At 40.6% G+C, this 25,862-nt stretch carries 11 protein-coding genes and 1 pseudogene; 6 read left to right on the top strand and 6 right to left on the bottom strand.

What is annotated here, in order from left to right; translation table 11 throughout:
• Positions 1 to 489: 489 nt before the first annotated feature.
• The 6 genes and pseudogenes from RMY64_RS29065 to RMY64_RS29040 all read right to left on the bottom strand — a co-directional run bounded on the left by RMY64_RS29065 (position 490) and on the right by RMY64_RS29040 (position 16,858).
• On the bottom strand, positions 490 to 2,004 hold the full coding sequence (locus RMY64_RS29065) for a thioester reductase domain-containing protein (protein WP_322670405.1): 1,515 nt from the start codon (positions 2,002 to 2,004) through the stop codon (positions 490 to 492).
• Between the two features lie 2 nt (positions 2,005 to 2,006).
• The gene (locus RMY64_RS29060) at positions 2,007 to 3,683 is read right to left on the bottom strand and encodes a PfaD family polyunsaturated fatty acid/polyketide biosynthesis protein (RefSeq protein ID WP_322670404.1); all 1,677 of its coding nucleotides are present in this window, start codon (positions 3,681 to 3,683) and stop codon (positions 2,007 to 2,009) included.
• Between the two features lie 142 nt (positions 3,684 to 3,825).
• On the bottom strand, positions 3,826 to 8,574 hold the full coding sequence (locus tag RMY64_RS29055; protein ID WP_322701815.1) for a PfaB family protein: 4,749 nt from the start codon (positions 8,572 to 8,574) through the stop codon (positions 3,826 to 3,828).
• A 306-nt stretch (positions 8,575 to 8,880) separates the two neighbouring features.
• A complete protein-coding gene (locus RMY64_RS29050) occupies positions 8,881 to 10,608 on the bottom strand; it encodes an SDR family NAD(P)-dependent oxidoreductase (protein ID WP_322670402.1) in 1,728 nt (575 codons plus the stop codon).
• A gap of 323 nt (positions 10,609 to 10,931) precedes the next feature.
• A complete protein-coding gene (locus RMY64_RS29045) occupies positions 10,932 to 16,355 on the bottom strand; it encodes a polyketide synthase (protein WP_322701814.1) in 5,424 nt (1,807 codons plus the stop codon).
• Between the two features lie 224 nt (positions 16,356 to 16,579).
• Positions 16,580 to 16,858: pseudogene (locus RMY64_RS29040) on the bottom strand (hypothetical protein).
• Between the two features lie 1,331 nt (positions 16,859 to 18,189).
• Here RMY64_RS29040 and RMY64_RS29035 point away from each other — a divergent pair.
• From RMY64_RS29035 to RMY64_RS29010, 6 genes are all read left to right on the top strand, one after another.
• Positions 18,190 to 19,398, top strand: a complete 1,209-nt coding sequence (locus tag RMY64_RS29035; protein WP_322701813.1) for an ABC exporter membrane fusion protein — start codon at positions 18,190 to 18,192, stop codon at positions 19,396 to 19,398.
• Positions 19,399 to 19,472: 74 nt separating this feature from the next.
• On the top strand, positions 19,473 to 20,651 hold the full coding sequence (gene devC, locus RMY64_RS29030; protein ID WP_322701812.1) for an ABC transporter permease DevC: 1,179 nt from the start codon (positions 19,473 to 19,475) through the stop codon (positions 20,649 to 20,651).
• Positions 20,652 to 20,854: 203 nt separating this feature from the next.
• Complete coding sequence (locus RMY64_RS29025) at positions 20,855 to 21,859, top strand: NAD-dependent epimerase/dehydratase family protein (protein WP_322670398.1); 1,005 nt, start codon at positions 20,855 to 20,857, stop codon at positions 21,857 to 21,859.
• A gap of 238 nt (positions 21,860 to 22,097) precedes the next feature.
• Positions 22,098 to 23,108 (top strand): glycosyltransferase family 2 protein, encoded by a 1,011-nt coding sequence (locus RMY64_RS29020; RefSeq protein ID WP_322701811.1) that lies wholly within the window; start codon positions 22,098 to 22,100, stop codon positions 23,106 to 23,108.
• A 189-nt stretch (positions 23,109 to 23,297) separates the two neighbouring features.
• Entirely contained in the window at positions 23,298 to 23,765 is a 468-nt protein-coding gene (locus RMY64_RS29015) for a DUF2141 domain-containing protein (RefSeq protein WP_322701810.1), read from the top strand.
• Between the two features lie 169 nt (positions 23,766 to 23,934).
• Positions 23,935 to 25,194 carry a glycosyltransferase family 2 protein gene (locus RMY64_RS29010; RefSeq protein WP_322701809.1) on the top strand — a complete coding sequence of 420 codons (1,260 nt, stop codon included), beginning with the start codon at positions 23,935 to 23,937 and terminating at the stop codon, positions 25,192 to 25,194.
• Positions 25,195 to 25,862: the final 668 nt, after the last annotated feature.

Raw genomic sequence — 25,862 nt, 5'->3', positions numbered from 1 at the left:
GACACTAACCATTCTATCCTCGATTGCTTCTGTCAAGAGGTGAATACTAAAAATTTACATGATTGAGCATAAAAAAACAGGGCAATTATATTGCCGCTGTTAGTGTATAAGTTATTGCTGGCATCTGAAATATTGGTTATTCAGTAGTACTGAGTTTTAAAAAACATGGACTAAAGAAAATTATTTTGTAGTAGCGTGTCAAGGCTAAAATAGTGCATTAAATGTAGATGGCAGTGCAATACTGCGTAGGTTTTGAAGATTTGTAGTTTTACTTCGTTCAACCCAACCAATCTCTGAAAATGTTGGGTTTCCTTCCTCAATCCAACCTACTAGCGTGACATGCTTAAAATGTTGGGTTTAAAAAACTCACAAAACCAAACTCTAATCATTAACAGAATAATTCAACCCAATAAATTCAGCTTGCCGCGCTACTACAATTTTTTTTTGCAACAATTTAGCCTTGACACATCCTACGCAATTTATGAATTACTAAGCGAGATTCAAGAAGCCGCTTTGAATCAAGTAGGCAGTATAAGTCATAAACAATTGAGAGTCAATTGGAGGGCAAGCAATAGAACTACCTGCTAGTGCATGAAGAGTATCTTGGCAGCTAATATGAGGTCTTCTAGCTTGTAAATACAAATCAGGAATAGTCAGTTGTTCATCAGACCAACGTTCCAACAAAAATGGCCGCAGAGTGTACAAAGGATTGTCCGCAGAAGTCACATTATTGATTAACTCAGATTGCCATTTTTCATAGGGAATCATTTCAACTGAATAACCAAAAGAGCGTATCCACTCAACTAGCATTTTCAAAGCAGCAGGTTGGGGATGTTGTAAATTGAAAGCCTTACCTATAGATTCTTTTTGCCGTGACAGATAAACGATCGCTTTACTTACATAGTCCACAGGTGACATATCCAACATATAATCTACATCAGGGAAATATCCCATTTGTAGACAGCCCTTGGTCATCAAATTGATAAAGTCATGTGTGTTACAAATGCCTGTTTTGCTATCACCTGAAATCAGTGGCGGTCTGTGAATAGTTACAGGAAGCCCACGGTCACGAGCAATTTTGACTAACTTTTCGGCTACCCATTTTGTTTGAGAGTAACCGAGATAAATACCTTCCCAATGATTGAATTCATCCTGTTCTTTAACAACCTTGCCAGCATAAGCCGTGGATTCAAAAACAGCCACACTAGAAACGTAATGTACAGGCTTGACTTTAATTTGACAAGCCAATCTCAAAACTTCTTGAGTTCCTAAAACATTGGCTGCTTTCAGTGCTGAGTATGGAAAAACATAATTCAACAAAGCACCACTATGATAAATAGTATCAATATTGGTAGCTAAAAGTTGAAACTGTTCAGAGCCAACACCTAACAATGGCAGAGATAAATCGCCGACAATCGGAATAATTCTGGACTTAAATTCTTCTTGCCAAATTGCATACTGTTCCAGATTCTTTTGGAGTTTGCTTTTGCCTTCTTCGGCATTAGCCGCACGCACTAAACAATAGATATCCGCATTAGTTTCTTGTAGCAATTCCCGGATGATAAAGGCTCCTAAGAAGCCTGTTCCTCCAGTTAAAAAGATGTTCTTGGGTTCACCCACCAGCACATTAGATGCAGCACCGGGATGGATGGTGGGGTCAAGAACAGCCTCTGCACCTAAATCTAGAACAGAGGGTGCAGCATTGGCATTAGAGGCTACTACTTTTGTATCTTGAACAGGCGAACCTTCTTGTACTTCTTCAGCTAAACGCTGTGAAAGAGCTTCAATATTTGGGTAATGCCACAATAGCAACGGAGATGGTTGAAATCCGAGCAACTTTTCTAAGTTACTTACTAGAATCATTGCTTGGGCTGAATCCAACCCATAGTTTTCTAAATGTTCTTTGACATCTATTTCATCAGTTGCGACTCCTAGCAACTTAGCTAAGTTAGATACCAAAAATATTTGAATATCGTCTGCTGTGAAAGACTGTTTTATAGTCATTTTTAAAGCTCCAACAATGATGTAGAACGAACAGGGTGATATTGACTGTAATAATTGGAAGCTTGCAGTCCTTGAATTTTCAAATTTTGGACACGATACAAAAAGGCTGCACCAGTCATAATTTGATTAGCAACATCAACTACACCACGATTATTTGGTTCAGACAAATAAGAACCGCGTACCCAGTCATTGAAACCGCCCATTGCCGGGCCACACCAAATTTGATAATCGACTTCTCTACCTTTTTCACCAGAACTAGACCAACGAGAAGATAATCCTAAATACCAGCGAAAAATCAACGCCATTTTCAGTTTAGGATTATTAACTGCTTTCCCAAGTTTCTCAGGATTCTTTTGGGACAGATAAGCCGCAGTTCCTTCCCATACTTCAGCAATAGTTTTGCGAAAAACTTGTTTTTCTAATTTCTCTCTTTCTGCCAAAGGAATCTCTTCAATGGAATCATAAGCACGATAGAGTTCAAATAATTTCTGCGCTCGCATGGGGAACATTGTACCCCGTTTGAGAACTTGCAATTTGACTCCCATTTCAAACATATCTGCTGCTGGAGCCATTATCATATCAGCCATTTCTGCTTGGGCTAATAACTTTTTGGTATGTTCACAAGCCCCAGATTCAACGCATGATTGATTAATGGAACCGGTCATTATATAAGCAGCACCCATCATAAAGGCTGCTAATGCTGATTGTGGTGTCCCAATTCCCCCTGCAACGCCGATTCTAATGGGTGTTTGGTAATGATATTGTGCTTGAATTTCATCCCGCAAGGCAATAATAGAAGGTAACACACAAACTAGGGGACGGTTATCTGTATGACCTCCAGAATCAGCCTCGACGGTAATATCATCAGCCATTGGAACTTTGGCTGCAAGAGTTGCTTGTAAGTCAGTAATTAACCCTTGTTCCAGAAGTTCTTTGATTATTCTGGCCGGTGCTGGTTGCAGAAATTTAGTCGCAACTTCTCGGCGAGAAATTTTGGCAATGATTTTATTTTTGATTTCAATTTGATTGGCGTTATTTAATCCCAATCCAGCAAGACGGTAATAAACAATGTTGGGGGTTAAGTCGAGAAATGCAGAGGCTTCTACTGTTCTTACTTGATATTTGAGGTATAAATCCACAGCCCGGCGTTCAATCGCAGGTTCGTTGGGGCTATGAATTAAATTAAATGCGTAAGGCCCTTGAGGTAAGGCTTGTTGAATGCGATTGATGGCTGCTTCCAAACGTTCTGGAGTTAAACCACCTGCACCAAAGGAACTCAAAATTTGCTCTTTTCCGAGTGCAATGACCATTTCTTCAGAAGCAATTCCGCCAGCCATTGCGCCGGTAACGTAGGCATATTTTACTCCATAAGAGGAGAGAAAATTCGGATCTCCAAATTGTTGAATGCGGATTGGGGCTGCAAATGTTAGCAGTTCTACTTGTGCTGTTGTGCCATTATCACCAGGGCATAAATACCCCTCATTTGTGACACCGATTTTTCCGGCAACTTTCACGATGTAGCAGGGTTTATTTAACACCATCAATTTATCTTTGATGGTTTGTTTCTCGAAAGATACAGTTTCTAAAGAACCTTTCCAAACCTGGTTTTTGTTATAAGACCAGGAAGAGAAATTAAGGCCATTATCGTGTTTACTTAGTACCGTATCTACGGTTGTCACGGCAGTTATCCCTCAGATTACAATTATTAAATAAGGGGAGTGGGGAGTGGGGAATAAGAAATGGGGAAGAAATATTTTCCTTTTATCAGTTCACCTTTCCCCTTACCCAAGTTTATTGATGGTTGAAGTATGTGGACTTATGTCAAGATTCGTCATTAAGCAAATTTTGGGCGCAAGCTAGTTGCAATTGAATGATTTCGCTCATTTGCTGACTGTAGTCTTGTCTAGCTTGTAAAAAAGCAGTATGTGCTTTAGTTATCTTTGAATTATTAGCATTGAGCTTTTGATACTGGGTCTTATTTAAATCGAACATGCTGATGATGCTGCTAATTTTTCGAGTTATGACTGGCGGGGAAGAAAGAGAAATTGGCTGTTTAATTGCGCTTGACTCAGAAGATTGTAATTGTTCTCTCGTTTCAAAAACGTTATCAATGATATTTTTCGGTTTTACTTCTTCTGGCTGAGGCAAGATGTTAGGGGAATGACTTTCTTGTTGAGTTATGTGGTTGGAAGTGTTAAGAAAATCTGTGATTTCAGATTGTTGAACATTAGGTATATCTGGATGCTGTATTTTGAAGCGTTCGCTCCTAAGATCCCCAGCAAAATCTTCAACCAGTTTGCGATTTTCGTCGCTCAAAATTGTAGCAGCGATCGCTTTCCCACCCAAGGTAACTGTTCTTAATGTTGCTTTACTTGAATTAGCGCTTTCTTGGGCTTTGCTATACAGTGGTGATAAATCTACGTTCACCTGATGACTGAGTAGTTTTGCTAATGCTTTAACCATCGAAGCATGGTCATCCATCCCTCTACGATTTAGAGAGACTGTGATATGTTCTTTGCTGCCAAGAATTTTATCAATCCATCGTGAACAAACACTACCAGCACCTGCTTCTAAAAATATTTTGACCCCATCGCCGTAGACACGATTAACTAATTGCGGAAAATCAAGTTCTTGGCACAATCCTTTGGCGATATTGTGAGCGATCGCATCTCTTTCAAGTGCAACTGGTTGATAATCGGCGGCAGAATAAAACACAATCCCAGGAAGATTTTGTGATGGTAAGCTGTTTACCTTCTTGATTTCCTCAAACTGCGATCGCATTGCTTCACAATGTATCACATGGTCGAAGGGAGCAGGGAAAGAATTGCAATCTAAAGTCGCAATCACTCGCTTACAGGCAGCATCTTCACCAGCAATTAATACTTCTTCTGGTGTGTTGATTTGAGTTAAGTAGACATGATTTTCATGTTTCAGGCATTCTCTAACTTGAGATGGAGTAGCCATGAGAACATAGGTATTCCAAAAATTATTATTTGGTGAATCTGTTAATCCCCAATATTCACGCACAGCATTTTTCGGCCCAGATAACTTATCGCCAAATAAAGGTGATGAGTTTAAGGTATTACTTCCGCCTTCAAAATCACTCCAAACTCCTTGGGCAACCATCATACTAGTTTCACCCAAGCTATACCCAAAAACGCATTGCGGCTTGACTTGAAAATCATCTCGGAAAATTGCCGTCATGTATCTAGCAAAGGCAATTTCACTTTCAAACATTGCCAGTGAATCATCTAACAATTGCTTTTCGAGAGTTTCTAATTGCCTGGTTGTCAATTTAGGTAAGCTTCTGGGATAAACCAGCTTTTCAACATCGGCAGCCCGATTGTAGAGATTGTTACTTTTTAAGTCCTCGAAGACTTTCGGAAATAACCGAAATACGGTGCGACCAATGCCGATATAAGAATTGACTGCTGCGGGGTAAACATAAGCAACTGCTCCAGTTTTACCCAATGGTTTCGCTGTGAAATAACTTCCTATTGGTGTTTGCCAATCTGTACCATTCTCAAAGGCATTATTTACACCTTTGCGGGCAGATTCAATTTCTTTAAGTAGTTCTTTTGTGTTACGTCCTGCAATTGATAAGACGTATTTTGCATTAGATTGCTGTTGAAAGGTAGCAAATGTTTGGCTAGCGGTAGCTGATAAAGAAGAACTGGCTTCGATGGATTTTTGGAGATGGTTTAGGATATCGGGTATAGTGGAGCGATCGCTAACTGCGATGGGAAACAGATGAAAAGGCATTTGTTGCAAATATCTGTTGTCGCGCTCCTCTTGGCTGGGTTCCTCCGACAAGATTAAATGGGCGTAACTGCCATCTATACCCATGCTATTAATTGCTGCTATTCTGCGTGTACCGCCTTTATCGACAAACCAAGGTCTTGATTCCATCGCCACATAGAAAGGGCTACCTTCCCATACTTGCGGTGTTTTGACACCAGACCATTTTGGTGTGGCGGGAATATACCTGTAATAAAGACAGAGGGCGGTTTTGATTAAGCTAGCAATTCCCGATGCTGTATAGGTGTGACCGATATTTGCTTTGACGCTACCTAATGCACAATGCAAACCATTGCCCACTTTCGGATAAGCTTGGAGTAAACCTGTGATTTCGGCTTCATCCTCCTGGGGAATGCCACTACCGAAGACTTCCACATAGTTAACCTCTGTGGGTTGAATCTCTGCCATCTCGAAAGCTTGTTTGCAGACATTACTGATAGCTGAAGCATCAGGTTTTACCAAAGCATCACTCAAAGTAGAATTACCTTGTGCAAAACTCATGGCATCAATTACTGCATAGATGCGTTCATTGTCTTCTTTAGCAGCTTCGTAGCGCTTGAGGACGACAGCACCCGCACCTTCGCCAACCGTCCAGCCATTGGCTTGTTGGTCATAACCTAACGTATTTACACCCGTATTAATTGGTGCAAATTGGCTGCGGAACAAGACATTTTCCACACCACCTGCTAAATCTACTGCACCAACAACCACCGCGTCTACTTCTCCCGTAGCAAGTAGCATTTGGGCAACTTCCAACGCCTTGAGGGCAGAATTTTCGCCAGCGCTGACGGTGAATGCAGGGCCAGTGAAATTCCACAAAGCAGAAATCCGACTCGCCATGATGTTGGCGATATGACTCACATATTCGCCGATTTCTACTGGTTGGTGAATGCTATCTTTGACAATGGTTTCCAGTTGGGAAAGGTGTTCAGCAGGTAGAGAAATTCCTTGGTTGAGTAAGCCGTCTTTAACTTGCCAAGACAAATTCCATCTTTGCTGTAGCTGATGCACAGAGAATTCTGTCTCTGCGGCAACAATCACAGCTACATTGCCACCTTCCTGTAGTTTCGCATCTTTGACAGCGCGATCGCTAACCTTCAGGAGTAACAATTGTTGTGGGTTTAGCTTTTCGATTTCATTCGGTGGGATTTTGCACGATAAAGTATCGATTTCAAAATCCTTGATGTATGCTCCTACTGGTGATTTCCCGTCTGCTAAACCGTACTCTTTCAGGACACTTTCTTGATTTTCTATACCGTGCCATCTTTGAGGTGGTAGAGAAGTAAAATGTTGTGTTCCATCATAAATACTGCGTTCAAAAGCATCTAAACCATTGCAGTTACCAAAAAAGGCATCCATGCCGACAATGGCGACTTTGGCAGGTGGAACAGGTGAAGTTGATTCAACTGATTCTGTTGTAGTTCCTTGTTCTAAAATCAGATGAGAATTAGTACCACCGAAACCAAAAGCGCTAATAGCTGCCCGTTTAATTGGTGCGTTATTATTTGGCCATGCTGTAGCTGTTCTAACAATCTTGTCGGCAGAAATTGTACCTTTTTCTGAAGTTAAAGGTTCCGAAACATTCATGGTTGCTGGAATTACACCATGAGACATACTCAAAATCACTTTAGTCAAGCCAACCATGCCAGCAGCAGTTAACAAGTGGCCAGTATTTGCCTTTGCAGAACCCACCAGAGGCGCAGCTTGATTTTGACCAAAGAATGTTTCGATAGAATTGAATTCGGTTGTATCCCCTAGTAATGTGCCGGTGGCGTGACACTCTAGATAATCGATGGTTTTGGGACTAACTTTTGCCTCGTTATAGGCTCGTTCAAAAGCTAAAACTTGCCCTTTAGGATTTGGACTCAGTAAATGTTTACCTTTGCCATCATTCGATAGTCCATTACCGCAGATGGTAGCAAGAATATTATCGCCATCTCTAACGGCATCAGAATATCTTTTCAGCATCACCATCCCAACACCATCGGCGGGAATTAATCCTCTAGAGGATTTATCTAAGGGGCGGCTGATGCCGTTTTCTGCATACCCTTGAACACCAGAAAATAACATCCGCACGAATAAGGAATCTGCACAACTGATGGCTCCAGCTAACATGACATCAGCTTTGTGTGACCACAAGTAATGAGATGCTAGTTTAATCGCATAAAATGATGATGAACAAGCAGCATCCAGACATAAATTAATCTGGGATAGAGAGAGAGCTTGAGCTACGATAGATGCTGGCAAACCAGATATCATCGCATTGTACAAAGATGCTTTAGTTGCACTTGGGACAGCTAAATTAAATTCTTCATACTGCAAAAGTTCTCTGACAGCAGGATTAATAGTTTGCTGGTAAATTGGAGAGAATAATTGATTAGATAATTTTGTCGGGAATGACAAATTACCTAAAATTACGCCACATTTTGCCAGGACATTTTGATTACCCCAATAACCACTCTGTACAATTGCTTGTTTAGCGGCATACAATGACCATTTGAAAGTGTTATCTAAACCAGCAACAAATTCTGATGGTAGATTGTATTCAGATGGATTAAACTGGAAGTTGCGGATGTATCCGCCTTTGAGAGAATAAGTTTTGTCTGGTGTACCTTTAACTGGATTATGAAATATTGTCGGATCTACTCCGATTTCTTCGACGGTTGCAGAGGATGTCGAATCTTTTTGATTAACGATGTTTTGCCAGTATTCTTCAGGATTTTTAGCATCGGGGAATAGGCACGATAACGCGATGATGGCTATTTTTTCCACGATTTATATGCTCCGAGTTTGGGTATTTAGCAAGAGATAATTAAAAGGCAGGATTTACGCTGTTCCCCAAACTTTGAACGAGGCAAGTTATAGCAATCCTAAGATTAAGCTAGCTTTGATAGTTCGTAGTAAAGACTTTATTGCTTAGTACAAGATTTCTTGCGAACTCTCTGCGCTCCTTTGCGTTTCCCTTTGCGAACCTTTGCGTTTAAATTTAAACCCTCAATTCTGCACGAATTTACGTAAAGCTATACTTGTAAAATAACAATTAAAGTCCTCGCTACAAACTTTCAACTTGACCAATTACTAGCTTCTAAGCATTTTCATTGACCAAATAATGGCATGAGCGCCGAGCATTCGTGAATAGATTTTACCTTGACGGTCGTGTATGATGAAGTTTGCGATCGCACTACTTGGTGTCTTAGATAGTACTTCACAAGAAACGTAAAAAGTCTCGTTATGTGGTATCATCGCAAATTGTTCAAATTTTTCTACTTTTCCAGGTAAACAACCTTCTTCATGAAAGTGTTGTGTCCAAACCCATAAGGCGTGCATACTCAAGTCAGTGGTGTAAGGATTAACCCATTGGACAGGGAATTGTCCTTGTTGCTGTGGGGTGAGTTCTGGCCAGAGACATTCTGTAGTAATTTTTTCAGGGCTGATGTTTAAAACTCTTTTGATTTCTTGAAAAGCCGGGCCATGAAATAATGTAGCCCCACCATTTTGGTAAAAATCTTTTCCTGTAGCGGTGATGATATTATCTTCTTCGAGATTGAGAGATTCATAAGTGGGTACATTTGGGATTTCTCGCTGGAGATTGAGTTGAGCGCTAAAATGAAAATGGATTCTGCCTTCAGGGTTTTTACTCGAAATTTTGGCTTTAAGTTCGATTCGTTCGAGATTAACTTTAGAAATTTCTTCTATTTCTAAAATATGTTCCTTTGCCAATATTTCATTGAAAGTAATCCCCTTTAAAACCTTAAAATCTTGGTAATTAAACAACCGATAACCGGGATACAATTGTTCAGAAGCATTGATAATCCAAGTCATTGCACAAGTTGCTGGTAAAACAGGAGAACCAGCAATCGTATGATCGTGCAAAAATGGATTAGCCTCCAATGTCATTTGGCGACGAATACGATAGGTTCGTAGTTCTGAATCTAGCTCTGTAGCCATTGGAACTAGTGGACTACCAATAACAACTTGTGAGGTTGCATGATTGGTATTATCCATTTCTTTCACAAGCATTTGTGCCCCAACTGCAATGGGAATTATTTCGATTTTTCGCTCTTGAAAAATCTTCTTTAATTCTGCTGTCACCATCCCACTATCCCAAGCACCCCAGTTGATTGCGACAACATGACATGAGGGATAACTTTGCTTAAATATATGGGCTGATTTGTTCAGAATTTCATTTGCGATCGCATAATCAGATTGTCCAGGATTTCCGTAAAAGCCTGTTACTGAAGAAAACAAAACTAAATGCTGAAGTTGATTAGGGTTAACGCAAGCTAACAGGTTTTCTAAACCTTGAACTTTAGCAGTATAAACTTTTTCAAAATCCTCTTCTGTTTTCTTTTCAATTAACTTATCAGCTAAGTTTCCCGCGCCGTGGATGATTCCGGTAATTGGGCCAAGATGTTGTACAGCAGTAGCAAGTTTTTCTTGTAAAGCTGGCGTATCTGTGACATCGACGCTGATATATTCTGCTTTAGCTCCGGTTTTTTCAATTGCTGCTAGAGTCTTTTTAATTTCGCGGCTGGAGGTAATTTTGTTATATATTTTTTGCACATTCATGGGTGTGGGCTTCTCTCCTTGAGAAAGAAGATTTTCCATGATGCATTTTTTCAATGCGGATTCATCGGAATTTTGAGCAAAATCTGGTTCGCTTTCTAATAGTTCGGAGCGACCGAGGAGGATAAATTTACAGGGTTGCTGTTGGGCTAATCTGATAGTACACTCAGCCGTAATCCCTTTTGCACCGCCGCTCACGACAAAGACAGATGATGGACTAAGCTGGGCTGTTTGTGTCATAAATCCTCGTGAATACCTGCGTAAATTGGATTTGATGTGTAACTTATTTTTGAAACCCCACTTCCATTCCTCTCCCCCACAGGGCTACGGTGTATATGCAAGTCTGAAGTAGCTGATTAACCAGGGTTTTACCCCACCCTAACCCTCCCCTTTACAAGGGGAGGGAACTAGATTTCCTGTTTCCCCCCTTTATAAGGGGGGATTAAGGGGGGTAATTCGACTTGTGTGTACACCGAGGCTTTGATTCTTACTCCCTAACGCTAGTAGGGAAGGGGTTGGGGGTTAGGTTCGAGATAAAGTTGCACACAACATTAATCAACTTTTTAATCGGCGATAATGGTGACTCGTCCTTGTGAGCCGTAGCCAACTTCACTTATATAAAGGTTGGGGTCGTGAAGTTCGGCGATGATGTTTTGTACTGATTGTTTAGCATCAAGTCTGGGACTTAAATCGATCGCACGGGTGAAAACTTTTGACCATTCCCATCTGAGAGTTTTGGTTAATCCAAATAAACCAGCCCCGATCGCACCGAAGTTGACTTTGTACTCTAAACCGAAGGCTCCATCGAGGTGAGCAACTGTGCAGAAACAACTACGTCCATGCTTTGCGGCTTCGTTGAGGGAGGGTTTGAGGTGTTTCGCCATCAAAAATACGTGCTTGACGATCGCCTTTTCTGATTCGTTATAAGAAATACTTCCGGTGTGATTTCCTACAAACATCGGATGTAGATGGATGAAGGCCCCAATCGTTCCGCAGTGAGATGCGATCGCTTGCAATTGTTGTTGAAGATGTTCTTCACTCAAGTTTGCTAAGGTGACGCGGGTTACTCCTGTGGGTAAGGGTGCTTGTTGGGCGATAAGCGATTGGGGGAAGCTGATAACTACTACTTTCCAGCCTTTCTCGATTAGGGATTCAGTTAATTTATAAGTGGTGAGGGAACCATCATCGGTGATTAAACCGATGTGTCCCTCTGGTAACGTGAAATCCAAATAATCGGGCTGTGGTAAGCTTCTGAGTTTGACGGTATAGCGCGGGATATTATGCTCTAATTCCGGTGGCTGTTGTTGGACAAACTCAGGCTCAGACTTTTTTTTTTCACCTCCAGCCAACTGCTGTAGGTAATCAACTATTTGACCGATGGTGCGAAGATCGCCAAGTTCTTCGATATTTGGCTTGGGTAAGTTGGGGTACATTTCTTGCATCGCCCCTAAGATTTCCACCCGTTTAATCGAGTCAATCCCCAAGTCGGCTTCCATGTCCATTTCCAGTTCCAGCATTTCGACTGGATAGCCGGTCTTATCGCTGGTGATGGCTAACAGGGTTTCACCTAAGTTTGCAAATTCATCACTTGTAGCGGGTTCTGGTTCTGGGGTGAATGCGACAACTACGCTTGGTTCCGGTGCAATGACTACCTCAACTACTGGTGCAGCCTCTACTGAAATCTCGCTTGCTTGTTGTACTTCGTGAATTGCAATTTCTACAGAAACACTTCTAGAAGCGTGAGATTGCAGATACTCTACAACTTGACCGATGGTGCGTTTTTCTGACAGTTCTTCTAAATTGGGCTTGGGTAGGTTGGGGTACATTTCTTGTAGCGCCCCCAAGATTTCCACCCGTTTGATGGAGTCAATTCCTAAATCAGCTTCCATGTCCATGTCCATTTCCAGCATTTCGACTGGGTAGCCGGTCTTATCGCTGGTGATGGCTAACAGGTTTTTATCCAAGTCAACAATATCGATGGTTGCGCCAGATACAGGTGCAGCAGTTGTGGGTGCTGGTTCTGGGGTGAATGCAACAACGTCGTTGACTGGAGGTGAGCTAATTTTGACTACAACTTCAGGTTGGGGTTCTACTACTGGGACAGGTGGCTCTACTGTCTCGACAGTGGCGAAATGGGGTGTGGGAAGTAGAGACGCGATCGCTCGCGTCTCTGGGGATACAGGAGTTTCAACTACAGGCTCTACAGCAGGCGGTAGAGGTTCTTGAGTAACATTTAAGCCGTTTTTAGCTACAGGCTCAGTTACAGGCAAAGGCTGGCTTTCTACTATCTTGGTAGTAGGAGGTACTGGTGCATCACTAACAGTTGTTTCTGTTGTGAACGGAGTGAAATTGCTTATCTCTGTTAGTTGGGTTGCTCCCTCACCAGAGATGATTTGAGAATACTCTTGCTGTATGAGTTGGAAAAAGCTTTTAGTATATTCCAGTTGCTCTTGAAGATATTGCTCATGGATGCGTAGAGTTTCACCTTGTTGGGAATGAAACTGCATCATGCTACGCTCTAAGCTTTCCATGACAACTAGCTTCATTTTGGCAGTTTCGGCTGTTGATTTACTTTCACTCAACAATGAATTCTGCTGCTGCATCAGTTGGAAAAACGCTTTAGCGTATTCCATTTGATGGTTGAGATAAGTACCGTGAACTTGTAAATTCTCCGCTTGATTTTCTTGGAACTGTGTCAGGAGGTATTCTAAACTTGCTAAAAGTTGTTCGTAATTTGTAAGTTTTTCTGGTGTTGGTTGCATCTTAGATTCCTGGACTGGTTGTGACAGGGTAACAGGATTCATCTGTTGCTCTGGCTGGGTGATGATACTAGCAGTCACACCGTTCATTGCTGGGGTAAGTTTTTTATGTCCGTTAGTCTCTATCACTGCTACAGGTGGAGTTACACCGGGGCTGCTAAATAAAGGAGCCACAGTTTCAGAAGATTCGGGAGTGGGTAATGTAACTTTGTGCCCATCCTGCAAAGCTAGAGCAAAGGCATTTTTCGTTTTTTCGGATCTGTAGTTTATCCCGTTTAAACGGACATTTAATGTCTTCTTCGTCTCAATTGGGGGTATAGTTTGGGGAAGTTGGTAAGGATCGAGGTTATTCAAAGCCATACCTATCACCCGCAACTGCACAACTGCTTCTCGCAAAGAGCGATCGCTATTCTTTTGAGTGCTGGGGTTCAAAGATACGGTAATATGTGGGCGATCGCCAAGGATATCTTTGACTAAGTTGGTAAGAATTCTCCTTGGCCCAAATTCCACAAAGCAAGTACCACCCGCCGCATAGATATTTTCAATTTCCTGTTTAAACAGCACCGAGTTGGAAAGGTGCGTTTCCAGAATCTTTTGAATACCTTGGGGTTCTTTGGGATACTGCTTACTGGTAACGTTGCTGTAAACAGGGATTTTGGGACTTTGGAATTTGACAGACTTAGTAGCGATCGCAAATGATTTCTGAGCAAAGGCAATTAGCGGTGTATGGAACGCTGCGGATACAGGTAGCAATACAGCCGTATATCCTTTCTCGTGTAAAGCCTCTTTGATTCTCGCTATTTCTGCGGTAGGCCCAGCCAAGACAAATTGAGTCGGAGAATTTTGATTAGCGATCGCAACTTGCGGAAAATGCCTCAGCACTGCTTCCACTTTGCTGATATCTTCTTTGACAGCCAGCATACTTCCCGCATCATGATCTGGATCTTCAGGTGCAGCCATTGCTTGACCCCTAGCTTTCACTAAGAACAAGTAATCTTCTGTACTCAAAACCCCCGCAGCCCATAGTGCGGTTAGTTCACCAAAGCTGTGACCGGCAACGAAATCTGACTTAAATCCAGCTTGTTGCAGGATGCTGTACATCCCTGCACTCAACACCCCGATGGCTGGTTGAGCGTATTCTGTGCGTTGTAAAGCAGCAATTTGGACATTTTTTTCTGCCTCTCCAAACACAGGATGAGGGAAAACGATTTCTGACAACGGCTGCAAATTATCTTTGAGCAACAGGCTATCCATATAACCATGAAGACGGCGCATCAAAGGAAAATTCATCACCAGTTCCCGGCCCATCTCCAAGTATTGCGAACCTTGACCAGAAAATAGAGAGACAACTTTTCCGCCCAACTCCATACCAGAGGAACGGTAATAAATCCCTTGGGGATGCTCCCAAGATGCTGCTGTTCCTTTATGTTTCAGCCACTCAATGCTAGTTTGCAACAACTTGCAAGCTTCTTCCAGATTCTCTGCGACAAACCCAAATCTGGCAGCAGAGAGGGGAATTTGTTGTGATTTGCACTCATTGACTAATTGCGCGTAATGTGTTGGTGCTTCAGGCGATCGCAACTTACCTAAAATCTCTTCAGATTTGCTCAACAATTGGTCTACCGTAGGAGCAAACAACAGCACTTCACTAGCATCACTGTGTAAGCGGTAAGCGGCGTTTTGGTCAGCTTCATATTCTTCCAAAACGACGTGATAGTTAGTTCCGCCAAATCCGAAAGAACTTACACCTGCGCGTCTTGGCGCTTCCCCTTCTGGACGAATCCAAGGTCTAGTTTCAGTATTCAAATAAAAGGATGAATTTTTAATGTTGAGTTTGGGGTTCGGCTCGGTAATGTTAATTGTCGGCGGTAATACTTTGTGATGTAAAGCCAAAGCAGTTTTAATCAAACTCGCCGCACCCGCAGCCGCTTTTGTGTGTCCGATTTGCGATTTCACACTACCCAAAGCGATGTGCTGCTTTTTGTCATCATGCACATCAAAGAAGTCTTTTAAAGAACCGAATTCTGTCGGATCTCCAGCCATTGTACCTGTACCATGTGCTTCCATCAAACCAACAGTAGCGGGAGAGAAGCCGGCATCTTCATAAGCACGTTCCAAGGCTTTAACTTGACCTTCTTTGCGGGGAGCATAAATGCTCTTGTAACGCCCATCGCTGGAAGTACCAATACCTTTAATTACGGCATATATTTTATCGTTGTCCCGTTCAGCATCTTCTAGCCGTTTGAGAACAATCATCCCGATACCTTCACCCAGCATCATCCCATCAGATTTAGCATCGAAAGGTTTGACATTTTCGCTAGGAGAAACCGCCGGTGTTTTGCTGAACGAGATGTAAGCCATGATGGTGTTATCGGTATCAACGCCACCAGTTAGCATCATGTCAGAACGATGCTCAACTAGTTCGCTGATTGCCATTTTTAAAGCACCGAAGGAACTAGCACAAGCGGCATCAACTACACAATTCATCCCGCCAAAATTTAGGCGATTGGCAATTCTACCCGCGACTACATTAGCTAACATTCCAGGGAAAGCGTTCTCATCCCACTTCACGTAGGCGCTTTTGATTTTATCAACGATTTTTTGGGTATCTTCGTCAGATAAACCACTGCTTTTAAGCGCTTTTTCCCAAATTGGATATTCCAATCTGGCAGAAAGTGGCATTCCTAATTGCTTGGCCATCGCCACGCCTAAGATTACCCCAACCATCTCGCGGTTAAATTCACGTTTTTCGCCATAGCCAGCATCTTCCATCGCTTCTTTCGCAACCAATAAACTTAATAGTTGCGATACATCTGTGACTTCTAAAATGCTGGGTGGTATGCCGAATTCCATCGGGTTAAAATCTACCTCTGGAAGAAATCCACCTCTTTTACAATAGGTTTTATCTTCAGTAGTTCTAGGATTCGGATCGTAATAATCTTCGACGCTCCAGTGAGTCGAAGGAACATCAGTAATACAGTCAATTTTGTTTACTATATTTTGCCAGTATTCCCGCAAGTTTCTAGCTTGAGGCAATAGAGAAGCCATCCCAACGATGGCAATAGGATTGTGTTGTAATTGTCTGTTAATTCTGTTAATTGACACTGATTTATCTGATTTATCTGACTTCATGTTTTTTTCCTCTATAGACCTCATCACAGCCTTTTCACAATTATTGATAAGGCTCTCTAACTCCGCTAAGGCAGTATTAATTGAATAAGCAGACATAGGGCATAGTTAGTACTGTGGATTGTGTAGTTACAGTAATTTCTGTTGCCTACTAAATAATGAAAATCTCTCGTCTTGTAAGCAGCTAGCTATCCTATCTGTGCTAAATGCTTTTCTGCAAATCGACACCACACGACACATACTGCCCTGACAAAGCCTTAGATTTATAGGCGATTTTGGCACACTGCGTAGGCGTAGCCCGTCGTAGACATCGCGAAAAAATGTTATCCAACGCTAGACTCTTGATATTGTGGCAATAGGTCGATGACGTTGTTAAAACTGGTAAAATAGTCTTGGAGTGTAATAGCTGCTTGACCAGTAAATTCAATCCATTTGTAATAGTAGAGATTTGGAGCAATGGTATCCTACTGGAGCGAGGAAAACTGAGGAGTAGCTAAGGAAACAGAAACGTTTTTTTCACTCGAAACCGTTTGATTATCTAGCCTAAACACAGCAATATAGCTGGTGTTAATAAAAACGTTCTGTATCTCAATCAAGGTCATAGCTAGTTTTAACGTCCAGGATAATATATTTTATGGTATATGACCTAGTAAAGTTGACAATTTCGTTACAGAAAAGACACCGCCTTTAATCCGAGTTTATGCAAGTTGGAAAAGTAATTAAACGATCGCTAGATAATGACAACGCAGTTATTTTTAGTTATTTTTTAATTTCAAAATATTAATTAAATAACTAGTTTCTTTAACCACTTTAAAGCATTGAATTAATAAAAATACTAGCATATTTTACAAAAACTAAATCATTCCTTTAAACTTATTTTATAAATAACCATATACTCTTACTGATAGAATTTTTGAATAAATTTAGCCTAAAAGTATAATTTATAACTAAATAAATATGTGAAAAATTTTGTTACCTACGGGTTAAACATAAATATTTTCTTGGTTAAGTTAACACTACAAATCTGTTGTCTAGTAAGTAACAATTCAATGAATACATATATAAATGCAATAACTACAAGTATTGTTTCTCAAAGAAGCATCATAATTGAGTCAAAGTTTTTGGTTATTTTTTAATATAAGTCAAGTTAAGAAGCAAAGTGGTTATTTATAAAGCAAATATTAATTTTAAGTATGTTGCTAGATAAACATAATATGAGTTAAATGAATTTTTAGTAAACAGTAAACTTAAACAAAGCTCAGGTTTTGCATCTCATCTACCACTGACCTGTGCAATCAATTACAAAGCTAATAGTTTAAGTAAGGGCAATTCATCAATTACCCCTGCTACAAATCGCTATAAGAATGTCTTATATTACACAACCTCGATAATAATAATCTGTTAGTAATATCAAATCTGCTTAATAACGAACTATTTGTACGTATTCAATTGCTAGACAATAGATTAGCGATTGGTACATTTTTTTCAGCACCTTATCTGATTGTGATGAAATCTTTTAGTGAGAGAATCAGGACTTATGCAAATTCAATTAGTTGACAATAATCAACTTTTAGTCCATACTTGATAACAAGTTTATCCAGGTTTTGATCTCATTTTTATTAGCGCTTCGTTGTTATTGAGAGTTAAGTTTGCTGGCTAGCGCTATTGTATTTTACGCTACGGGATTAGATGACAAATTAGGATATAACTTAGGAAGCTTTGAAGTAACACGCCATTAATTTTCACGCCACAATACTAAGTTTGGGCGGTAAAAGCGTACAACAATTCATATAAAACCAATTTAGAGCCATCCACGGAATTTAAAGTATAAATCCTAGAGGAAAAGCCCTCTTGGTAATTTGCGGATGAGTCTATTTTAATCGACTAAATATAACCAGGATATTCTCTAAAAAAGCAGAATTGGAATGAAAATATGGCAGTAAATAAAGAAAGTCGATTATTCAGAAAACCCGTAGGCCGATCGCAAGTAATTTTAGCAGCTTCTCTCACTTTAGCGGCTGGATTAATCGCTTTCTATAGTTTGACACCTTATTGGTCTAAACCCAAAGTTGTGACAGCCCCAGCAAATCCTCCCAAAGCTGCCACGCCTGTGAAAGTTGCTGTGACAGCCTTGGGACGTTTAGAGCCAGAAGGCGAAGTTACTACTTTGACTGCTCCCACTTCTAATAATGGGGTGCGAGTAGATAGACTGTTGGTGAAAGAAGGAGATGCGGTTAAAGCAGGGCAATTACTGGCATATCTAGAAAACTATGGTCGTTCTAGAACCGCGTTGCAACAGGCTTTAGACAAACTCCAAGTTGCCAAAGCTAAACTAGCGCAGGTGAAATCGGGAGCTAAAACCGGAGATGTCGATGCTCAAAAGGCTGCGATCGCTCGTTTAGAGCCACAATATAAAGGAGACGTTGCGACACAACAGGCGACAATTGACCGCATCCAAGCGGAAGTAGACAACGCTCAAGCCGAGAATAATCGCTATCAGCAATTATATAGACAAGGTGCGATCGCGGCTTCTGTAGCAGATACCAAAGCTTTGCAACTAAAGACTACACAACAGCAGCTAACGGAAGCTCAAGCCACCCTCAAGCGAACTCAAGACACATTCCAAGAACAACGCAAGCAAGCAGAAGCACAACTCAAAAGTATTAGTGAAGTGCGTAGCGTAGATGTTCAAGTTGCACAAACCGAAGTCAATAGTGCCACAACTTCTGTTCAACAAGCAAAAGCCGACTTGGATTTAAGTTACATCAAATCTCCCATAAATGGCAAAATTTTGAAAATTCACGCCAAAACCGGAGAAGTAATTAGCACCAGCAGAGGATTTGCTGAGATAGGTAAGACATCTCAAATGTATGTGATTGCAGAGGTGTATCAAACCGATGTTCAAAAAGTACGTGTAGGACAAAAAGCCACCATTACCAGCACTGCATTTCCTGGAACAATAAAAGGAACTGTAAAAGAAATTGGTTGGCAAGTCGACAAACAAAGTATCTTTAGCCTCAACCCTGGTTCAGATACAGACCGCAGAATAGTGGAAGTGAAAATCTCCATTGATAATCCCGCCGACAGTGAAAAGGTCGCTCGTTTCACTAACTTACAAGTCGATGTCGCCATTCATATTTAGTCATAAGGCATAGGTCATTCACAAATGACAAATGACCAATGACAAATGACAAATGACAAATAATAAATAAATCCATGATTTTAAAAATTCCTTTAGCATGGCTACAGCTAGCCCAACAAAAAGTTCGTTTATTAGTAGCTGTAGCCGGGATTGGCTTTATTGTGCTGCTAATGTTTGTGCAACTTGGTTTTCAAGATGCCCTCTATTCTAGTGCAACCGCAGTCCATCAGAATCTCAAGGGAGATTTATTTTTAGTTAGTTCGCAATATAAATCTTTGACCTCAAATCAAAGCTTTTCGCGGACTCGTTTATACCAATCTTTGGGGTTTGATGGCGTAGAGTCAGTTAGCCCGATGTATTTGCAATTTGCCAAACTAAAAAATCCGGCTACTAGTGAGAAATATTCAATATATGTTATTGGTTTCGATCCAGGTAGACCGGTGATGAATCTCCCAGAAGTAGAGAAAAATTTAGATAAACTCAAAATTCCCGATGTCGTGCTTTTTGATCGGGGTTCTCGCCCAGAGTTTGGCCCAATAGCTGAAAAATTTAATGCCGGAGATACTACACAAACAGTTGAAATATTTCCCTTCAATTCATTAATTGGCTATAAAGTGAGAATAGGCGGGTTATTCACATTAGGGCCTTCCTTTGGGGTAGATGGAAATTTACTTGTTAGTGACTCCACTTTCTTGAGGATAAATCCTAATACTCGTCCAGCAGATATGATAGATATTGGCTTGATTTCCCTCAAACCTGGTACTAATGCAGAAACAGTACTGAAAAATTTACAAGCAAGTTTGCCTAATGATGTCCAAGTTTTTACCCGCCAAGGCTTCATTGATTTTGAAAAAAACTATTGGGCTGTCAGAACACCCATTGGTTTTATTCTTAACTTGATGTTGACAATGGCTGCGGTGGTTGGTGTGGTTATTGTTTATCAAATTCTTTACAGCAATATTGCTACACAATTCGTTGCTTACGCCACTTTAAAAGCCATAGGTTATGCCAACAGCTATTTATTAAATGTGGTATTTCAGCAAGCCTTGATTTTGGCAATCTTAGGTTATATCCCAGGATTTATTACTTCTGTCTTGTTATATAGTTTTGCAGCAGAAGCAACTAAACTACCAATAGTTATGACCACTAATAATGCAGCGCTCGTCTTAACTTCAACAGTCTTAATGTGTATAACATCAGGAGCGCTTGCTATCAATAAACTTCGCTCCGCAGATCCGGGAGATATTTTCTAGCTACTTGGTAGCAAAATAATTAAATTTTTTGCCATGATATAAACTGATATCTAAATATTAGTGCAGCATCTCCACAAAGAAATTCTTCTTATACAAAGTTTAGATTTTAGATTCAGAGTATTTACCAATATTTAAATTTGGTATTACTTAAAGTCTTTTATCTAACAAATCAAATTCACCTATTTAACAACAATTTCGATTTTATGAACCTCAAAGACAAAACTCTCCTAATTACTGGAATTAATGAATTTGTCGGTTTGCGTACAGCCGAGTTAGCCATAGTGCAAGGGATGAAGGTTCGTGGACTACAAAGTTCTACAGAACAGAACAAACAATTACAGAATTTAGGTGTAGAGGTAATTATTGGTAGTATCACTGATTCTACTATTGCTCAAAAGGCTTGTCAGGGAGTAGATATCGTTTTACATACAGAGCAAATTGCTGAAGAAGCTGGTGCAATTAAGCATTTTCGTGATGTGAATGTTGGCGGTACTGTCAATATGGCTAAAGCTGCTAAACAAGCTGGTGTCAAAACATTTGTGCATTTATCTAGTGTGATGGTTTACGGTTTTAACTATCCTGATGGTGTTACAGAATCCGGCCCACTCTCTGGCGAAAATAATCCCTACTGTCAAACGAAAATCGAAGCCGAAACAGCACTTCTAGAACTGAATAATCCGTCAGATTTTGGCATCATCATTATTCGAGCCGGAGATGTTTATGGCCCTGGAAGTATTCCCTGGATAGTCAGACCAATTCTGATGATGCGCCAAAAATTATTTGCTTGCGCTAATGATGCTAAAGGAGTAATTAATCATGTATATATAGATAACCTGATTGATGGCATCTTTTTAGCGATGGAAAAAGAAATCTACGGTGAAATATTTAATATCACTGATGGACAAGAAACTTCCTGGAAAGAGTATTTTATGCGTTTAGCAGCAATGGAAGATTTACAAGCACCCCTTTCATTATCGAAAGATGAAATCAAATTGTTTCTAAAGCTACGCGTTCAAGGACAAAAACTGTTTCGGAAAAAAGTTGATATTTTACCAGAGTCTATAGATTTTATGACTCGTCCTTACGCTTGTTCCATTGCTAAAGCCCAAAATCTGTTAAATTACAAACCAACAATTGACCTAGAATTAGGAATGCAGCAAACACATGAATGGCTGCAAAAAACAGATATTCAAAGCTTGGTGAAATAGTTCACAGATTTTTGAGAATTCAGGAGTCAGGAATCAGAATGGGCTAAACGCCCCGCTATCGCTAACAGAGTAATTGCAAAATGAAGAAGCTAGAAGGCACTTGATTTACTTGAAATGATTCAGCTTGGTATCAAAGTATCCTTAATCTTGACTCCTGAATTCTGAATTCTTACGTTGCGTCTACCTAACTACGATTAAGCAGAAAATAATTCACAGATTTTCCGAATACTTGTTTTCTATGAGTCGCAATCAGCCACGATTGAGCATCGGATTACCTGTATACAATGGTGAAAAATTTCTCAAAGAAGCCATAGATTCACTCTTGGCTCAGACCTTTGAAGATTTTGAACTTATTATTTCAGATAACGCATCGACAGATAAAACTGAGGAAATTTGTAGAGCTTATGCCGAGCAAGACCAACGTATTTGTTACTACCGCAATGACACGAATATCGGTTGTGCTGGTAACTTTAATCGCGTCTTGAAACTGTCTTCGGGTGAGTATTTTAAATGGGCAGCTCATGACGATCTACATTCTCCAGATTTTATCAAGAAGTGTGTTGAAGTGCTTGACCAAGATCCTACTATAATCTTGTGTCACTCCCAGGCATATTTCATTGATGAACAGGGGAATTTTATCCAAAATTACGATATCAAAGTCAAGGCAGATGCACTAAAACCACAGGAGCGTTTTCACGAATTGCTGACCAAGCATTTATGCAACCAATGTTACGGGGTAATTCGCGCTAGTGCTTTGAAAAAGATACCACCTATGGGTGGCTATGGTAATGCAGATGGAATTCTTTTGTTAAGACTTGGTATTCTTGGTAGGTTTTATGAAATCCCTGAATACCTGTTTTTCTTCAGAAGTCATCCGCAACAATCAATGAGTATGTTCTTTCCGAATTATTTGTTATTAACAAATACAAACCAAAAATCATTCTTGAGTATGCTCCCCGATTTTTATGCATATACAGTGTGGTTTGATTCAGCAAAGAAAGGACAAATTTTATTCCCACATTGGAGAATAATCTGGGAGTATATACTCTCTATATGGCGTAGTCCCCTGAGTTTGAATGAACGGCTATGTTGTCATAGAAGTTTACACCAGCAGTTAAAAGGAACAGAATATCTTTTACTGAAAGATTTGCTAATAGTGCTGCCAAGACTTTGGAAAGGTTGGCGAAAAGCATCAATAGACCTCTTGCAAAAATCCTTGAATCACCCCTTCCCAACCCTCCCCTTGTAAAGAGGAGGGGGCAAGATTTCAAGTTTCCCCCCAATAGATCGGGGAGCCACTGCGTTGCGGAGGTTCGCTCCGTTGTAGCAAGTGGCGTGGGATAAAGGGAGGTCTATTCGACTTATGCAAGAGGTCTAATAAAAAAACAACAAACCACACTTTTAACGAATCAAAATTACCTATTCTGGTTACAAAATTATGCTGAAACTATCTCAACTATCTCATGTTTTCCTTGCTACTTTAGTGAGCATCAGCTTTGCTAAAACAGTGAACGCAGAGCCAACTGCAACACTTAATGTTGTAGTAAATGGAATACATCACAAAAAAGGTGAGATTTGCTTTCGAGTTTATGCAAATGAAAAAGGATTTCCAATGAATAGTACTAGTGAAGCTCAAAGTGGCTGCGCTAAAATTACTGGCACTTCTGTAAAAAAAGAATTCTTCGGTTTGAAGCCTGGAACTTATGCTGTCGCTGTAGTTGACGATCAAAATGGCGATCGCAAACTCAATAAAGACTTTTTCGGAATTCCTAAAGAAGGTTTTGGAATTTCTAAAAATCCAACTGTGTCCATACAAACAGGTACACCAAAGTTTCGTGATGCCAGTTTTGTTGTCAACAAAAATACAACAGTTAACATCATCATGAAATATTCGCTGGATTCGTAAAGGGAATGGGGAGTAGGGAGACAAGGGGACAAGGGGACAAGGGGACAAGGGGGACAAGGGGGAATTTTTGAACAACTCTCTCCCTTGTCTCCCCCCTCTTCCTTGTCTACCTTATCTCTTCTCAATGCCCCATGCCCAATCCCTCATTCTGTCGGAGATTAAAAATTTAATGGAAGATTTGGCAATATTTCTGTCTAAGTCTTTGATGGGTTGGCTGGTTATTCAGGTGTGTTTTACGCTTGTCTTTATATGGTATCTGCGCTCGTCTAAAAAAAACTTATTGCCAGACGATCAGCTACCGAAAACAGCAGTAATTCTTTGCTTACGCGGAGCCGATCCGTTTTTGCCGAGATGTTTGCGATCGCTCCTAAATCAAAACTATCCACAGTATGATTTAAAATTAATCGTTGATAGTCACGAAGATCCTGCTTGGAAAATTGCTAGTGAAACCATCACAGAGCAAGAAGCAACCAACGTTCAAATCAGCCCTTTGAGAATAGTACGTAACAGTTGTAGTCTCAAATGCAGTTCTTTAATCCAAGCTGTCCGAGAGTTGGACGACTCCTACAAGGTGGTTGCTTTAGTCGATGCTGATACTATAGTTCATCTCAATTGGCTCAGAGAATTAGTCAGTCCTCTAAGCGATGCGAAAGTAGGCGCAACAACCGGCAATCGGTGGTACGTACCAACAGGCAGGTATTGGGGTTCTTTAGTGCGGTACGTCGGCAATGTCTCTACAGTAGTGCAAATGTTTATCTTCCAGATTCCTTGGGGTGGAACTTTGGCTGTGAAAACAGAAGTGCTTCGCCAAACAGAACTGCTAGATAAGTGGGGACAAGCTTTAGGCGAAGATTTTATGATGCACGACATCCTGAAAAAACATGGTTTTCAGGTAAAGTTTGTACCTTCGCTGCTAATAGTCAATCGTGAAGAGACTGATTTATTCAACTTAATAGACTATCTCAAGCGCCTCATCCTTTTTTCTCGACTGTATCATCCCCGTTGGTTGGCTCTTGTGAGTGAAGCTGTTTCTAGCATTTTGTTTCCCACTCTACTGTTCGTGTTAGTTATAGAGTCGTTGTTAGAGGCAAAATGGGAAGCTGCGGCTCTGTTGTTAGTCTGCTATGGAGTTTACACTGTCGGATTACTCTTGATAATGCTGGTGTTGGAATTAGAGATACAGCGAGTAGTTCGCTCTAATGACCAGGCGATCGCCAAATTATCAGCTGCTACAATCATTAAAATGTTGATTGGGATTCCGTTGACACAGTGGGTTTATGGGTTAGCGATGCTATCATCTCTGTGGACATCAACAGTCACCTGGCGCGGTGTCAGCTATCGCGTGCAAGGGCCTTGGAATGTCCGCTTAGTGGAATATCGCCCTTATCAATGGTTGGATCAACCGATTAATAGCAAGGTTTCTCTTTGAATTAAATCGCTAAATATCAACTAGGGCATGAAAGTTATTACACTAAACATTCCCTAGTCTTCAAATTATATTATCTTATATTTAGTAGAACTATATTAGCTATAACCTTGTAAACATATACGTTTTTACTTGTTGATTACCAAAACGTATTTACAATTTTTACAAGGGTTTAGACAAATATATTAAGGGGAATTTTGACTTAGCCTTTTGGATGTTTTGATAGTTTCTAACCCAGGTTTATATACGTGTTTGCAATTGAGTCTACTTAATCTCCAACCTTTTCCATACCTTTCTCTAACTCTCTCCTAAAAAGCTACGGTGTACACACATCTTGGTAATGAAGCCCAAACCCTGAATTTACCCCCCATAATCCCCCCTTATAAAGGGGGGAGACCGGAAATTTATCTAGTTCCCTCCCCTTTATAAGGGGAGGGTTAGGGTGGGGTAAAACCCCTGTGTATACCGTAGCCTAAGAAAATAGGAAAGCGGAAAACCTTTGTTGCTGTCAGGGGAGTGCCTCAAAGCATCTCTTCTAAAAAGAGAGAGATCGGACTCTATTGCACACAAACTAGAAGCACTATAAACATCTACTTCAAAATCTAAAATTTCAGCTATTTAACAATGCGTAAATCCTTAGTCTAGTTGTATTAGTGGGAATTTCTGAGCCA

This window comes from Nostoc sp. DedQUE08, assembly GCF_034530895.1.
In the GTDB taxonomy this organism is placed as follows: Bacteria; Cyanobacteriota; Cyanobacteriia; order Cyanobacteriales; family Nostocaceae; genus Nostoc.
Note: the sequence above shows the minus strand (reverse complement) of the source record. Positions and strands in the feature narration are given on the sequence as shown.